The organism is Arthrobacter sp. Soc17.1.1.1 (assembly GCF_036867195.1).
GTDB lineage: Bacteria > Actinomycetota > Actinomycetes > Actinomycetales > Micrococcaceae > Arthrobacter_D.
The window spans coordinates 1,403,646-1,418,640 of sequence record NZ_JBAJII010000001.1; the positions used below are offsets into that span (position 1 = coordinate 1,403,646).

13 protein-coding genes and 1 tRNA gene are annotated in these 14,995 nt (G+C 71.2%); 12 read left to right on the plus strand and 2 right to left on the minus strand.

Annotation, left to right across the window (positions count from 1 at the left end; genetic code table 11):
* Positions 1-82: 82 nt before the first annotated feature.
* Positions 83-2,026, plus strand: coding sequence for an AMP-binding protein (locus tag V6S67_RS06345; protein ID WP_334209432.1), 1,944 nt, complete (start codon positions 83-85; stop codon positions 2,024-2,026).
* 6 nt (positions 2,027-2,032) lie between these two features.
* Here the strand turns inward: V6S67_RS06345 and V6S67_RS06350 are convergent, their stop codons facing one another.
* Positions 2,033-2,752, minus strand: a complete 720-nt coding sequence (locus V6S67_RS06350; protein ID WP_334209433.1) for a response regulator — start codon at positions 2,750-2,752, stop codon at positions 2,033-2,035.
* Positions 2,749-4,479 carry a sensor histidine kinase gene (locus V6S67_RS06355; protein ID WP_334209434.1) on the minus strand — a complete coding sequence of 577 codons (1,731 nt, stop codon included), beginning with the start codon at positions 4,477-4,479 and terminating at the stop codon, positions 2,749-2,751. Before V6S67_RS06355 ends, V6S67_RS06350 begins: the two co-directional genes overlap by 4 nt.
* Before the next feature lie 220 nt (positions 4,480-4,699).
* Here V6S67_RS06355 and V6S67_RS06360 point away from each other — a divergent pair, with 220 nt between their 5' ends.
* The 11 genes from V6S67_RS06360 (at position 4,700) to V6S67_RS06410 (ending at position 14,994) form a co-directional block, all read left to right on the plus strand.
* On the plus strand, positions 4,700-6,103 hold the full coding sequence (locus tag V6S67_RS06360; RefSeq protein ID WP_334209435.1) for a cation:dicarboxylate symporter family transporter: 1,404 nt from the start codon (positions 4,700-4,702) through the stop codon (positions 6,101-6,103).
* A gap of 291 nt (positions 6,104-6,394) precedes the next feature.
* Positions 6,395-7,282: a ParA family protein gene (locus V6S67_RS06365; protein ID WP_334209436.1), complete on the plus strand. Its 888-nt coding sequence runs from the start codon at positions 6,395-6,397 to the stop codon at positions 7,280-7,282.
* Positions 7,283-7,317: 35 nt separating this feature from the next.
* Positions 7,318-8,157: a segregation and condensation protein A gene (locus V6S67_RS06370; RefSeq protein ID WP_334209437.1), complete on the plus strand. Its 840-nt coding sequence runs from the start codon at positions 7,318-7,320 to the stop codon at positions 8,155-8,157.
* Positions 8,150-8,800, plus strand: a complete 651-nt coding sequence (scpB, locus tag V6S67_RS06375; RefSeq protein ID WP_334209438.1) for an SMC-Scp complex subunit ScpB — start codon at positions 8,150-8,152, stop codon at positions 8,798-8,800. The genes V6S67_RS06370 and scpB overlap by 8 nt, the downstream gene beginning before the upstream one ends.
* A gap of 28 nt (positions 8,801-8,828) precedes the next feature.
* Positions 8,829-10,172, plus strand: a complete 1,344-nt coding sequence (locus V6S67_RS06380; protein ID WP_334209439.1) for a pseudouridine synthase — start codon at positions 8,829-8,831, stop codon at positions 10,170-10,172.
* A gap of 3 nt (positions 10,173-10,175) precedes the next feature.
* Complete coding sequence (locus V6S67_RS06385) at positions 10,176-11,303, plus strand: prephenate dehydrogenase (protein WP_334209440.1); 1,128 nt, start codon at positions 10,176-10,178, stop codon at positions 11,301-11,303.
* 26 nt (positions 11,304-11,329) lie between these two features.
* Positions 11,330-12,049, plus strand: coding sequence for a (d)CMP kinase (gene cmk, locus V6S67_RS06390; RefSeq protein ID WP_334211545.1), 720 nt, complete (start codon positions 11,330-11,332; stop codon positions 12,047-12,049).
* A 118-nt stretch (positions 12,050-12,167) separates the two neighbouring features.
* Entirely contained in the window at positions 12,168-13,718 is a 1,551-nt protein-coding gene (gene der, locus V6S67_RS06395) for a ribosome biogenesis GTPase Der (RefSeq protein ID WP_334209441.1), read from the plus strand.
* Positions 13,719-13,794: 76 nt separating this feature from the next.
* Positions 13,795-13,868: transfer RNA gene (locus tag V6S67_RS06400), tRNA-Pro, on the plus strand.
* A gap of 184 nt (positions 13,869-14,052) precedes the next feature.
* Entirely contained in the window at positions 14,053-14,439 is a 387-nt protein-coding gene (gcvH, locus tag V6S67_RS06405; RefSeq protein WP_334209442.1) for a glycine cleavage system protein GcvH, read from the plus strand.
* Between the two features lie 108 nt (positions 14,440-14,547).
* Positions 14,548-14,994, plus strand: coding sequence for an FHA domain-containing protein (locus V6S67_RS06410; protein ID WP_334209443.1), 447 nt, complete (start codon positions 14,548-14,550; stop codon positions 14,992-14,994).
* Position 14,995: the final 1 nt, after the last annotated feature.

Genomic DNA, 14,995 nt, shown 5'->3' on the forward strand with positions numbered 1-14,995 from the left:
CCACCCTGAAAGGCGCCCTCTCTGTATACACGAGGCAATGAGGAATACTGATCCTCACGATTCCGCGCGACGAAGGGCGATCATGGCCGCAGAACACGATGCCGGACCCGGGGCGCTCCCCGGACAGGACTACCGCCGGCTGCACGCCGGCAGTCTCGCTGACCCGGAGCGCTTCTGGCTCGACGCTGCGGGCTCCGTCGACTGGACGACCCCGCCCGAGGTCGCCGTGGACGGCTCGGCCGCCCCGCTGTACCGGTGGTTCCCCGGCGCGTCGCTCAACACGAGCTACAACGCCCTCGACCGCCACGTCGAGGCCGGCCGGGGCGGTCAGGCGGCCCTCGTGTACGACTCCGCGATGCTCGGCACCTCCCGCACCCTCACCTACGCCGAACTCCGGGACGAGGTCGCCGTGTTCGCCGGGGTGCTCGCAGCTCTCGGCGTCGGCAAGGGCGACAGGGTCCTCATCTACCTTCCGATGATCCCCGAGGCCGCCGTGGCCATGCTCGCCTGCGCCCGGATCGGCGCGATCCACTCCGTGGTCTTCGGTGGCTTCGCCGCCACCGAGCTGGCCGCCCGCATCCGGGACGCCCGACCCTCGGCGATCGTGACGGCGGACGGCGGGATCGAACCCGCCCGGCGCGTCGAGTACCTCCCGGCCGTGCAGCAGGCGCTCGCGCTCGCCGACAGCGCGGCGACGCCGGTGGTGGTGAAGGCGCGCGCGGGGTTCGGCCACGGTGTCGCGGAGTACCGGGAGGCCGGGACGCGCTGGCTGGACTGGGATGAGGCCGCCGCCGCGGCAGAGGCCGTCCCGCCCGTCGAGGTGGCAGCGACCGACCCGCTCTACATCCTCTACACCTCCGGCACCACCGGTTCCCCGAAGGGAGTGGTGCGCGACAACGGCGGGCACGCCGTCGCGCTGACCTGGTCCATGCGGGCGATCTTCGGCGCGGGTCCGGGGGACACGATGCTGACGGCGTCCGACGTCGGCTGGGTGGTGGGCCACTCCTACATCGTCTACGGGCCACTGCTGGCCGGCGCCACGACCGTCCTGTACGAGGGCAAGCCCGTGGGCACCCCCGACGCCGGCGTCTTCGGGCGCCTGGTCGAACAGCACCGCGTCACGGTGCTGTTCACCGCGCCCACCGCGCTCCGCACCGTGCGGCGGGCGGACCCCACCGGTGCGGCCGTGCGGTCCCACGACCTGTCCTCGCTCCGGACGCTCTTCTCGGCCGGGGAGCGGCTCGACACCGGCACCTCGGCGTGGATCGGCGACGTCCTCGGCGTGCCCGTCGTGGACAACTGGTGGCAGACGGAGACCGGGTGGCCCATCTGCGCCAACCCCCGCGGGCTGGGCGGTGTCCCGCTGAAGGCCGGCTCGCCGTCGCTGCCCTCGCCCGGGTTCGACGTCGCCGTCCTCGACACCGGCGGGTCCCCGGTGCCGGCCGGGACCGAGGGGAGCATCGCCCTGCGCCTCCCGCTGCCGCCCGGCACCCTGACCACGCTGTGGGGCAGCGACGAGCGCTACCGGAACGCCTATCTCGGGGACTTCGAGGGCTTCTACACGAGCGGCGACTCCGGCTACCTGGACGAGGACGGCTACCTGTTCGTCATGGGGCGTACGGACGACGTCATCAACGTGGCCGGCCACCGGCTCTCGACCGGCGCGATCGAGCAGGTGATCGCACAGCATCCGGCCGTGGCCGAGTGCGCCGTCCTCGGCCTGCCGGATCCCGTGAAGGGACAGCGCGCCGGAGCCTACGTGGTCCTGAAGGCGGGCGCCGCCGTCGACCCGGTGGCGCTCGAGGCCGAACTGGCGGCGATGGTGCGCCGCAGCATCGGGCCCGTGGCCGATGTCCGGAGCGCCGTCGTCGTGGACGCGCTGCCGAAGACGCGCTCCGGCAAGATCCTCCGGAAGACGATGCGCCAGATGGCGGCGGGCGACGCCTACGCGGTGCCCTCCACCATCGAGGACCCCTCGGTGCTCGAGGCCCTGGAGCCCCTGCTGCGCCCGCCGGCGGAGGGGTGACGCGGGTCAGCGGTCCGCCGCGTTGCGCTCCCAGCTGTACTCGAACTCCGGGCGCCCCCGGGTGCCGTACCGGGGTGTGCGCAGGACCGACTGCTGGTCGGCGAGGTATTCGAGATAGCGGCGCGCGGTGACCCGGGAGATGGACAGGGCCTCCGACACCTCGACGGCGGAGGTGGGTGCGGAGAGCTCCCTGAGGAGCCGGGACACCGCGCGCAGCGTCTCCGGGGAGAGTCCCTTCGGCAGCGCGGCCGCCGTGGCCGGACGCAGGGACGCGAAGGCGGAGTCGACCTCCGCCTGCGTGGTGGTAGAGGCCTGCTCCACGAGGTTCCGGCGGAACTCGCGGTAGGCGCCGAGCTTGTCGCTGAACGCCGCGTAGGTGAACGGCTTGATGAGGTACTGCACGATCCCGGACGAGATGGCCGAGCGCACCACCTGCAGGTCCCGTACGGCGGTGATGACGACGATGTCCACCGGCAGGCCGAGGCCGCGGACGCGGCGCACGATGTCCAGCCCGTGCGCGTCCGGCAGATTCATGTCCAGCAGCATGAGGTCCACGGCGGGAGCCCGTCCCTGACCGTCCCCGGCGAGGCGCAGGAACGCCGCGAGTTCGGCTCCGCTCCGTGCGATCCCGGCGAGTTCGAAGCCCTCCAGCCTCCGCACGTACTCCGCGTGGGCATCCGCGGCCACGGGGTCGTCCTCCACGACGAGGACGCGGATGGCGCTCACGCCCTGCCCCCGCCGTCGGCGCCCTGCGGCACGGCCGGACCGCTGCCGGCGGCGCCCGGAGAGCGTCCCGCGGCGGCGCCGGGAGTCCCGGGAGTCCCGGGACCTCCGGCGCCGCCGGGCAGGGGGAGGAGCACCGAAAACCGCGCACCGCCGTCGTCGCCGTCCGTCACCTCGATCGACCCGCCGAAACGCTCCACCGCCTGCCGGACGAGGGCGAGCCCGATCCCGCGGTCCGCGCCCCCCGCCGTGCCCGGGGCCTTGGTGCTGTAGCCGAACGCGAACACCCTGGCCTTCTCGGAGTCGGGCAGCCCGTTGCCGCTGTCCTCCACGACGATCTCCAGGCCGGGCACGGCGTCGCCTGTCCGCCGAACGGTGAGCACCACGCGGGGTTCCCCGGAGGAGGCGGCCTCGTCGAACGCGTTGTCGAGGAGGTTGCCGATGATCGTGACGAGGTCCACCGGGTTGAGCGCACCGGCCCGGGCGTCCGGGGCGATGTCGGTGATCAGCTCGATCCCGCGCTCGTTGGCCTGCGCCGCCTTGCCCACCAGCAGGGCCGCGATGAACGGCTCGTCGACGGCCTGGACCACCTCGTCCGTCAGGCGCTGCGACTGCTGCAGGTCCCGCGTGGCGAACTCCAGTGCATCCGCGCTCCGGCCGAGCTCCACCAGCGACACGATGGTGTGCAGACGGTTGGCATGCTCGTGGGTCTGCGAGCGCAGCGCGTCGGTGAGCGTGCGCATGGTCTGGACCTGCCCCGTGAGCGCCTCGATGTCGGTGTGGTCGCGCAGGGTCGTCACGGTGCCCAGCGCCGCCTGCTCGTGTGTCCCCCGACCCGCGGGGGTCGGCCGGACCGCAGGTTCCTGATCGACCACCAGCACGCGGGTGGCCGTGAGGTGCACCTCGTCGTGGGCCCGACGGCCCGACACGAGGAGCTCGCGCAGCGACGGTGGCACGGCCAGGCCCGACGCCGGGACCGGCTCCTGCGTGCCGTCCAGTCCGAGGAGGCGGGCGGCCTGGTCGTTGTAGAGCACGAGGCGCCCGTCGGCGTCCGTCAGCAGCAGACCCTCCCGGACGGAGTGGAGGACGGCGTCGTGGAACACGAAGGTGCGCGACAGTTCCGCCGGCCCCATGCCCAGCGTGGCCGTCTGCAGGCGCCGGCTCAGCAGGAACGAGGCGAGGGCGCCGAGCGCCAGGGCGCCGAGCGCGACGAGCGCGACGAGGGGGAGCTGCGCGTTGCGGGCGATGGCGGCCCGGTCCACGGTGATGCCGGAGGCGACCATCGCGCGGACCGTCCCGTCACCGTCGACCACCGGGACGATCGAGCGGATCGACGGCCCCAGGGTCCCCGCGTACGTCTCGGTGTGCGTCCGGCCGGCCAGGGCCTCGGCGACCGAGCCGATGTACGGCCTGCCGATCTGCTCGGGGTTGCGATGCGTGAACCGGGTACGGTCCGTGCCCATGATGGTGATGAAGTCCACGCCCAGGCGGTCCATCACCTCGACGGCGTAGGGCTGCAGGGTCGCGGAGGGGTCGGGTCCCTCCACCGCGTCCAGGACGGCCGGATCCAGTGCGATGGCGGTGGACACGGCGACCATGCGCTCGCCCGCGGCGTCATTGACGCCACGGGCGGCATCCGCGTAGAGGATCACGGACAGCGACGCCGAGAGCACCAGGACGAACAGGAGCTGGGCCAGGAAGACCTGTCGGGCGAGACTCCATCGACTCACGCGGCGATCCTGCTCCTTCCGACGTCTCCAGGCGGGCGGCGCCCGGCACATCCTGCGGGGCGCGCCGACCACGACCAGTATGAACTCAATCGTGATGCCGGTCACTCCCGCTGTCATGATGGAGCCAACCGAACAACACTACGCTCCCTGGTCAGACCCCCCGACGAAGAACGACCTTCGCGGCCGGCGCCCCCGGGCAGCGGACACCAAGGGAGACACCATGGCCATCGCATCGTCGCGGTCCGACTCAGGGCCAGCACAGCCCCGCAAGAGGGTCGACAGGACCCACTTCCTCTACATCGCGGTCATCGTCGCCGTCGTCCTCGGCGCGATCCTCGGGCTCACCGCACCCGAGTTCGCCAAGGCGCTCAAGCCGCTCGGGACCGGTTTCATCAACCTCATCAAGATGATGATCGCCCCGATCATCTTCTGCACCATCGTGCTGGGCGTCGGGTCCATCGCGAAGGCGGCCACGGTGGGCAAGGTCGGCGGCCTCGCGCTCGCCTACTTCATGATCATGTCGACCTTCGCGCTCGCCATCGGCCTCGTGGTCGGCAACCTCATCAACCCGGGCGAAGGCCTGGACATCTCGTCGTCGACGTACGAACTCCCCGCCACCGCCGAGGGCGCACCCGAGGGCACCGTCGGCTTCCTCCTGAGCATCATCCCGACCACGCTGCTGTCCGCCCTGACGGGCCCCAGCATCCTGCAGACACTGTTCGTCGCGCTGCTCGTCGGCTTCGCACTGCAGAAGATGGGCTCCGCCGGCACGCCGGTCCTCCGCGGCATCGGCCACATCCAGGCGCTCGTGTTCCGCATCCTCATCATGATCATGTGGCTCGCCCCGATCGGTGCCTTCGGCGCCATCGCAGCGGTCGTCGGGGAGACCGGCGTGCAGGCGATCGTCAGCATGGCGACGCTCATGATCGCGTTCTACATCACCTGTGCCCTGTTCATCGTGGTCATCCTCGGCGGGCTCCTGAAGATCGTGACCGGCGTCAACATCTTCAAGCTGATGAAGTACCTGGGCCGGGAGTACCTGCTGATCTTCAGCACCTCCTCCTCCGAGGCCGCGCTGCCCCGCCTGATCGCGAAGATGGAGCACGTCGGTGTCTCCAGGCCCGTCGTCGGCGTGACCGTCCCTACGGGCTACTCCTTCAACCTCGACGGCACCGCGATCTACCTCACCATGGCGGCCCTCTTCGTCGCGGAGGCACTCGGCAAGCCGCTGGCCCTCGGTGAGCAGATCTCCCTGCTGGTCTTCATGATCATCGCCTCGAAGGGCGCCGCAGGCGTCACGGGTGCCGGTCTGGCGACCCTCGCCGGCGGCCTGCAGTCCCACCGCCCCGACCTGGTCGACGGCGTCGGCCTGATCGTCGGCATCGACCGTTTCATGTCCGAGGCACGTGCACTGACGAACTTCACCGGGAACGCCGTGGCCACGGTGCTCATAGGCACCTGGACCAGGGAGATCGACCGGGCCCGCGTCGACGAGGTCCTCGAGGGACGCCTTCCCTTCGACGAGGCCACGATGACCACGGATCACCGCTTCGAGAACGACGACGTCGAGGCCGGTGCCGAGGCGACGACCGACGCCGCGGTGCGCGGGACCAGCGCCCGCTGACGCGCCGACCCCTGAAAGCCCCTGCGACGGCGGCGCCCGGATCCCATCCGGCCGCCGCCGTCGTCGTACAGGACGGCGTCCGGCGCCCGGCGCCGATGCCCACCGGTGCCCACCGCTCACCACCGATCCGGGAACGTTCTACCTCAGGTCGAGGTTCAAGGCTCGACGGCCGCCGGGCATCCGCCTTCGCGACCGTCGGGGCAGGCGTTGTACCGTTGACTAGAAGAAAAGCCGCTCGGACGCCGATTCTCGACCGGCCGCACCGAATCTGATGGAAGCGTGGAGACATTCGTGAGTAGTGAACAGGGTTCCACAACTCTGCCCAGCGCAGTGGACGCGGGATTCGGTCCTACCGGCCGCCCTGTGACGGAGTTCCCTGAACCCAGGATCCTCGAATCGCACGGCCCCGCGCGGGTCATCGCGATGGTCAACCAGAAGGGCGGGGTCGGCAAGACGACCTCGACCATCAACCTCGGGGCCGCGCTCGCCGAGGCCGGCCGCAAGGTCCTCCTGGTGGACTTCGACCCGCAGGGCGCGCTCTCCGCGGGCCTCGGCACGAACCCGCACGAGCTCGACGTGACGGTCTACAACGTGCTGATGGACCGCAAGGTCTCCATCCAGGACGCCATCCGGCACACCGCGATCGAGAACATCGACCTGCTGCCGGCCAACATCGACCTGTCCGCCGCCGAGGTGCAGCTGGTCAACGAGGTGGCGCGCGAGCAGGTCCTCGACCGCGCGCTGCGGAAGGTCTCGGACGACTACGACGTCATCCTCATCGACTGCCAGCCCTCCCTCGGCCTCCTCACCGTGAACGCCCTCACGGCGGCGCACGGCGTCATCATCCCGCTCATCTGCGAGTTCTTCGCCCTCCGTGCGGTCGCGCTGCTGGTCGAGACGATCGAGAAGGTCCAGGACCGCCTCAACCCGCGCCTCCAGATCGACGGCGTGCTCGCGACCATGTACGACGCGCGGACCCTGCACAGCCGCGAGGTGATCGCACGCCTCGTGGAGGCCTTCGGCGACAAGGTCTTCGAGACCGTCATCAAGCGCACCATCAAGTTCGCCGACGCGACCGTGGCCGCCGAGCCCATCACGTCCTACGCCGCGAACCACTCCGGCGCGGACGCCTACCGCAGCCTCGCGAAGGAGCTCATCAGCAGGGGCGGAGCGCCCTAGTGCCCGCTCCCTCCGGGGCCGAGCGGTACCCGTAGGTGGAGGCCCGGACGGTCTTCGAGGTGCAGCTGACGAACTTCAGCGGACCCTTCGACCTGCTGCTGAACCTCATCTCCCGGCGCGAGCTCGACATCACGGAGATCGCCCTGGCGCAGGTGACCGACGAGTTCATCGCGCACATCCGCCGGATCCAGGCCGCGGAGGGAGAATGGCGGCTCGACGAGGCCAGTGAGTTCCTCGTCGTCGCCGCGACGCTCCTGGACCTGAAGGCCGCACGGCTCCTGCCGGCCGGTTCCGTGGAGGACGAGGAGGACATCGCCCTCCTCGAGGCCCGGGACCTCCTGTTCGCCCGGCTCCTGCAGTACCGGGCCTTCAAGGAGATGGCGCGGCAGCTCGCGGCGCGCCTCGAGGAGGAGGACGCATGGTACGCGCGCGACGTGCCGCTGGAGCCGCAGTTCACGCGACTGCTGCCCGACCTCGTCTGGAAGCACTCGCCCCAGGACCTCGCGGCACTCGCCGCGAAGGTGCTCGCACCCCGCCAGGAGCAGCCGGCGCAGGTGGCGACCGGGCACCTGCATGCGCCGCCCGTCAGCGTCCGTGACCAGGCGCTGGTGGTCCAGGACCTGCTCCGGACCAGGGGGCCGCTGTCCTTCCAGGAGCTCACGGAGGACGCCGGATCGCGGATGGTGCTCGTGGTGCGGTTCCTGGCCCTGCTCGAGCTGTTCCGGGACGGCGCCGTCTCCTTCGACCAGCCCGCGCCGCTGTCCGACCTGCTCGTCAGCTGGAGCGCAGGCGACGGGCCGTGGACGGTCGACCTGCCGGACGACGTCGAGCGCTCCACCGACCTCGTGCACAGCGAAGGAGCACACCATGGATGAACCCAGCGTCGAGGAGCCGACAGGGGACCGGCCGCCGGGCGATTCCCTCGAGGCACTGCCGGGAGGACTCCGCGGCGCCGTCGAGGCGATCCTCATGGTCACCGACCGGCCCGTGACCGACACCCAGCTGGCGGCGGCCCTCGACCGGCCCGCGGAAGAGGTGCACGCCGTCCTCGTGGGACTGCAGCGCGAGTACGACGGCTATACTGACTCAGGCGTCCGGAGCGCTGAACCCGCGTCCCCGCGTGGTTTCGAACTGCGGGACATCGCCGGTGGATGGCGCATCTACTCGCGGAAGCACTTCGCCTCCGTCGTCGCCGAGTTCGTGCTGGACGGCCAGTCCGCGCGACTGTCGCAGGCGGCACTCGAGACGCTGACGGTCATCGCGTACCGCCAGCCCGTGTCCCGTGCCCGGGTCTCCGCCATCCGGGGCGTCACCGTCGACTCCGTGGTCCGTACCCTGCTCCAGCGCGGCCTCGTTGTCGAGATGGAGACCGATCCGGAGACCGGAGCGGTGCTGTATGGGACCAGCTCCCTGTTTCTGGAAAGATTGGGATTGGGCAGCGTCGACGAACTGCCCCGGATCGCTCCCCACCTGCCAGGCCTCGAAAGCCTCGGGGAGTATGACGAAACGACGTACTGAGCACGACCTACACGAAGGACTTCTCTCCATGACACAGCCGCCAGGATCCGGTTCCGGACGCAATACGCCGCGCCGCGGCGGATCGACCGGCCGCCCATCCGACGCTGCCCGCGGCCGGGGGACCTCATCCCGCGGCGGATCCGGGCAGGGCGGCGCAGGACGATCCGGCGAGGGCCGCTCCTTCGGCGAGCGGGGCGAGCGGACCGGCGGCTCGGGACGATCCGGCGAGGGCCGCACCTTCGCCGACCGTGGTGAGCGGGGCGAGCGCGGTGACCGCACCGGCGGCCGTCCCGGAGCTCCCCGCGGTGCCTCCGACCGGGGCCGCGAGGGCGGCCGGTCCTCGGAGGGTCGTCCGGCCGCGGCCGGAGACCGTCGGGAATCAGCCGACGGACGCGCCCGCGCGGCCGCAGGCCGGCCCTCGGCCGGGACACCGTCCGGCAGGTTCGCCGCCAAGGCGGGCGGCCGGGCCGGCGGGAAGCCCGGTGCGGCACCCGGACGCTCCGGCGGACAGGGCGGGCGGTCGAAGCCCGCGGGCGCCAAGGCCTTCGGGCGCGAGCGCTTCGGCCAGGACCTCGGCCCCGTGCGCGCAGCCAAGCCGAAGCGCTCCAGCCGTCCGGCCGACGAGATCGACGTCCACAACCCCGAGGGCGTGCGCCTGCAGAAGATCATGGCCCTCGCCGGGGTCGCCTCGCGCCGCGTGTGCGAGGAGATGATCCTCGACGGGCGCGTGGAGGTCGACGGCACCGTCGTGACCGAACTCGGCGTCCGCGTGGACCCCGCGCAGGCGGCCATCCACGTGGACGGCATCCGGCTGCAGCTCAACGAGCACCTCAAGTACTACGTCTTCAACAAGCCCCGCGGTGTCGTCTCCACCATGGAGGACCCGGAGGGCCGCCGCTGCATCAGCGACTTCCTGAAGAACAAGGACAAGAGCGAGCGACTCTTCCACGTGGGACGGCTCGACGCCGAGACGGAGGGCCTGCTCCTGCTCACCAACGACGGCGAGCTCACCAACCGGCTGACGCACCCGTCCTACGAGGTACCCAAGACCTACCTCGTGCAGGTCCGCGGGCCCATGGCGCAGGGCGTCGGCGCGCAGATGAAGGAGGGCATCGAGCTCGAGGACGGACTCGCGCAGGTCGATTCCTTCAAGCTCGTCGACTCCACCCCCGGCCACATCCTCGTCGAGGTGGTCCTGCACTCCGGGCGCAACCGGATCGTCCGCCGCCTGTTCGACGCCGTCGGCCACCCCGTCGAGCGCCTCGTACGCACCCAGGTGGGCCCGATCCGCATCGGGGACCAGCGCCAGGGCAGCATCCGCGTGCTCGGGCGCCAGGAGATCGGGCACCTGCTCGCATCGGTGGGCCTCTAGCCGATGACGCAGCGCACGGAACAGGGCACGCACCTCACGGGCCCCGTCCTCGTCCTGGGGGCGGGCCTGCTGGGGGCCAGCATCGGGCTGGGCCTGCGGGCACGCGGGCTCGACGTCCTCCTGTCCGACAGCTCGCCCTCCACCGAGGCGGTCGCCCGTGACATCGGTGCCGGGCGGCTCCTCACCGACGCTCAGGCCGCGGGGGAGCGGGTGACCCCTGAACTCGTGGTCGTCGCGACCCCTCCCGACGTCACGGCCCGCGTGGTCGCCGAGGCCCTGCTGGAGTACCCCGACGCCGTCGTCGTGGACATCTGCAGCGTCAAGGAGGCCATCCTCCGCGAGCTCCTCGCCACGCCCGGCGTGGACGCGCACGTGTCCCGCTACGTGGGCACCCACCCCATGGCGGGCCGTGAGAAGTCCGGTCCGGTCGCTGCACGCGCCGAGCTGTTCACCGGTGCACCCTGGGTGCTCTGCGCGCACGACGGCAGCGCCCCCGAGGCGGTCCTCCGCGCCGAGTCGCTCGCCGTCGATCTCGGCGCCGTGCCCGCCCGGATGTCCGTCGAGGACCACGACGAGGCCGTCGCCCTGATCTCGCACCTGCCGCAGGTCGTGTCGTCGCTCGTCGCGAGCCGGCTGCAGGACTCCCCGGCCCACGCGCTCTCGCTCGCCGGGAACGGCCTCCGTGACGTCACGCGCATCGCGGCCAGCGACCCCCGCCTCTGGGTGCAGATCCTGTCCGCCAACGCGGGCCGGCTCGTCGAGATCCTCTACGGCGTGCGCGATGACCTCAACCGGCTGATCGGCACCCTCGAGGACCCGACCGCCGGGGGCGCTCGGCTCGACATGGCACAGCTGATGTCCGAGGGGAACTCCGGCCAGGCCCGCGTGCCCGGCAAGCACGGCACCCCGCCGAACTCCTTCGCCCGGCTCACGGTGCTCGTCGACGACGTGCCGGGGCAGATCGCGAAGCTCCTGACCGAGATCGGCCACACGGGCATCAACGTCGAGGACTTCAGGCTCGAACACTCACCGGGCCGCGAGGTGGGCCTCGCGGAACTCTCGGTGCTGCCCGGCAGGCGGCAGGAATTGACGGAGTCCCTCACCCGGCGGGGCTGGAAGGTAGTGCAGTGACGCAGGCTTCAGCAGAGACCACGCAGATCCACACGGCGGGGGAGCCGGCGTCGTCGAGCCCCCTCTCGGGGTTCCGCCTCGGCAAGTCCCTCGTGGTCGCCATCGACGGACCCTCCGGTTCCGGCAAGTCGAGTGTGAGCCGGGAGGTCGCGCGCCGCCTCCGGGCCGCCTATCTCGACACCGGCGCGATGTACCGGGCGGTGACGCTGCACTGCATCGCCACGGGCATCGACCTGCACGACGGCGCTGCCGTGGAGGCCGCCGCACGCGACATCGAGCTCTTCATCAGTACCAGCCCAGACCGCGAGACGGTCACGGTCGCGGGCGACGACGTCACCGCCGCGATCCGCGAACCCGAGGTCTCCTCCACGGTGAGCGCGGTCGCCACGACCCTGGGTGCCCGCGCGGAACTCATCCGGCGCCAGCGTGCCCTCATCGCCGGTGCCGGCCACCGCATCGTCGCCGAAGGACGCGACATCACCACCGTCGTCGCCCCCGACGCCGAGGTGCGCATCCTCCTCACCGCCAGCGAGGAGGCGCGGCTGCGCCGCCGCGGCGACCAGCTCGGCGGCACCCAGTCCGACGCCCAGCTCCGACGCCAGGTCACCGAGCGGGACGCCAGGGACTCCGCGGTCGTGAACTTCCAGCAGGCGGCGGACGGCGTCGTCACGCTCGACTCCTCCGACCTGGACTTCGAGCAGACCGTGACGGCGGTCCTCGGCATCGTGCGCACCGTGGCGCACTAGCCGGACCGGGACACCCGGCGCACCCAGCAGTTCCAGCAGTTCCAGCACGCGCAGCATTCCGGGCCCCGCGCCCACCAGGCCCGCCGTCGGGAGACGGCCCCAACCAAAGGACAGAACAATGAGCGAGAACCTTTCGCCGGACGCACCCGAGAACGGCTCGGGGGAGGACTTCGAGCCCACGGGCGAGGACCAGGTCAGCGAGCTGCTGGAAGGCCTCGACGACGCCGAGGCCGAGCAGCGTGCCGCCTCCCTCCGCGCGGGCCTGGAGGACTACGAGCTCGACGAGGAGGACGCCGCGCTCCTCGCCCGGCAGGACGAGGACTTCGACGAGGAGGCCGAGGGCCGCCTCAACCCCGTGCTCGCGATCGTCGGCCGCCCGAACGTCGGCAAGTCCACCCTCGTGAACAGGATCCTCGGACGCCGCGAGGCCGTCGTCGAGGACACGCCCGGCGTCACGCGCGACCGCGTGTCCTACCCGGCGCAGTGGTCCGGCCGGAACTTCACCCTCGTGGACACCGGCGGCTGGGAGCAGGACGCCAAGGGCATCGCCGCGCGGGTCGCCGACCAGGCGGAGATCGCCGTCGACATGGCCGACGCCGTGCTGTTCGTCGTCGACGCGACGGTCGGTGCCACCGCCACCGACGAGGCCGTGGTGCGGATGCTGCGCCGCAAGAAGCGGCCCGTCATCCTCGTCGCCAACAAGGTGGACGACATCCAGAACGAGGCGGACGCCGCCGCGCTGTGGGGGCTCGGTTTCGGCCAGCCCTGGCCCGTCTCGGCCCTGCACGGCCGCGGCACCGCGGACATGCTCGACCAGGTCAACGAGATCCTCCCCGAGTTCTCCGAGCACGGCGGGATCGAACGGTCCGGCGGACCGCGCCGCGTCGCGCTGATCGGACGCCCCAACGTGGGCAAGTCCTCCCTGCTCAACAAGCTCGCAGGGTCCGAGCGCGTCGTCGTCGACCCGCTGGCCGGCACCACGCGCGACCCGGTGGACGAGATGATCGAGCTCGGCGGCCGCACCTGGCGCTTCGTCGACACGGCGGGCATCCGCCGCCGCGTGCACATGCAGCAGGGCGCCGACTTCTATGCCTCGCTGCGCACCCAGTCGGCGCTCGAGAAGGCGGAGGTCGCCGTCGTGCTCCTCGCCGTCGACGAGGTGCTGAGCGAGCAGGACATCCGCATCCTGAACCTCGCCATCGAATCCGGCCGTGCGATCGTGCTGGCGTTCAACAAGTGGGACCTGCTCGACGACGAGCGCCGCCGCTATCTCGAGCGCGAGATCGAGCAGGACCTCGCGCACGTGGAGTGGGCGCCCCGCGTGAACATCTCGGCGCTCACCGGCTGGCACAAGGACCGCCTGGTGCCGGCGCTCGACGTCGCGCTGGAGTCCTGGGACCGCCGCATCCCCACGGGCCGCCTCAACGCGTTCCTCGGCGAACTCGTGGCCGCGCACCCGCACCCCGTGCGCGGCGGGAAGCAGCCGCGCATCCTCTTCGGCACCCAGGCCTCCAGCCGCCCGCCGAGGTTCGTGCTGTTCACCACCGGGTTCCTCGACCCCGGTTACCGCCGCTTCATCACGCGCCGCCTGCGGGAGACCTTCGGCTTCGAGGGCACGCCCATCGAGGTCAGCATGCGCGTCCGCGAGAAGCGGAGCCGGAAGCGCTGATGCCCCCGCGTGTGCGGTCCCGCCCGGAGAATGCTGTACAGTTATCCGAGTGGTTTGGCCCGCACAGCGGGCCGATCGGGATGTGGCGCAGCTTGGTAGCGCACTTGACTGGGGGTCAAGGGGTCGCAGGTTCAAATCCTGTCATCCCGACACTGCAGGGCCCGTTCCCACCGGCTTTCCGCCGGCGGGGACGGGCTTTTCGCATTCCCGGGGGAGGTGGTCCGGGGACCATGAGAGGCGCGTCACGGCGGAGCCCGCATATGCCTATACTCGACCAGTACCCGTACCGGACGGCCCCTGGCGCCGCCGACGATCGCGCGTTCGAAAGGCAACCATGAGCAACATCCCCGATGGCCTGTACTACACCGCGGAGCACGAGTGGGTCAGCGAGCCCGCCGTCGACGGCACGGTGCGCGTCGGTATCACCGACTTCGCCCAGGACGCCCTCGGCGACGTGGTCTACGTGCAGATGCCCGAGGAGGGCACGGGCGTGACCGGCGCCGACGTGATCGGCGAGGTCGAGTCCACCAAGAGCGTCAGCGACATCTACGCGCCCGTCACGGGGGAGGTCGTCGCCCGCAACGAGGCGCTCGACGACGATCCCTCGCTCATCAACTCCGACCCGTACGGCGAGGGCTGGCTGCTCGAGATCAAGGTCTCGGATCCGTCCGTGGTGCAGGGTCTGCTGAGTTCAGCCGACTACTCCCAGCAGGTAGGCTAGTCCTACCGGCAGCGGGGGCGCGGTTCACAGCAGGTCCGCCGTGCCGCAGTAGGGGAGGAAGGTCCGATGGCCAACGTGAACAGTGGCGTGAATGGGGAAGAGCCGAATATGACGTCTCCTGAGACAACGACGATCGGGCTGCCGCCGCAAGTGGCCCTGAGCGACCTGGAGCGTCACCTGACGCGGGAGGAGCAAGCGTCCGTCGCCGCGCTCCCCGCCGGGTCCGCGCTGCTGATCGCGCACTCGGGACCGAACGCGGGTGCACGTTTCCTCCTCGACGAGGACGTGACGAAGGCCGGACGCCACCCCAACGCCGACATCTTCCTGGACGACGTGACGGTCTCCCGCCAGCACGCCGAGTTCCGCCGGACGCCGAACGGGTTCATGGTGGTGGACACGCGCAGCCTCAACGGCACGTACGTGAACAACGACCGCGTGGACAGTGTCACGCTGCGCAACGGCAACGAGGTGCAGATCGGCAAGTTCCGGCTCACCTTCTACGCCGCCCGCACCGTGCCCGGCCAGTCCGACCAGCACACGACAGCACAGGCCTAGC

Bases quoted from the DNA above. Each gene is read 5' to 3' on its own strand.
- gcvH (WP_334209442.1), top strand. From the start codon at position 14,053: ATGAGCAACATCCCCGATGGCCTGTACTACACCGCGGAGCACGAGTGG.
- V6S67_RS06380 (WP_334209439.1), top strand. From the start codon at position 8,829: ATGACACAGCCGCCAGGATCCGGTTCCGGACGCAATACGCCGCGCCGC.
- der (WP_334209441.1), top strand. From the start codon at position 12,168: ATGAGCGAGAACCTTTCGCCGGACGCACCCGAGAACGGCTCGGGGGAG.
- V6S67_RS06385 (WP_334209440.1), top strand. From the start codon at position 10,176: ATGACGCAGCGCACGGAACAGGGCACGCACCTCACGGGCCCCGTCCTC.
- V6S67_RS06360 (WP_334209435.1), top strand. From the start codon at position 4,700: ATGGCCATCGCATCGTCGCGGTCCGACTCAGGGCCAGCACAGCCCCGC.
- scpB (WP_334209438.1), top strand. From the start codon at position 8,150: ATGGATGAACCCAGCGTCGAGGAGCCGACAGGGGACCGGCCGCCGGGC.
- V6S67_RS06345 (WP_334209432.1), top strand. From the start codon at position 83: ATGGCCGCAGAACACGATGCCGGACCCGGGGCGCTCCCCGGACAGGAC.
- V6S67_RS06410 (WP_334209443.1), top strand. From the start codon at position 14,548: ATGACGTCTCCTGAGACAACGACGATCGGGCTGCCGCCGCAAGTGGCC.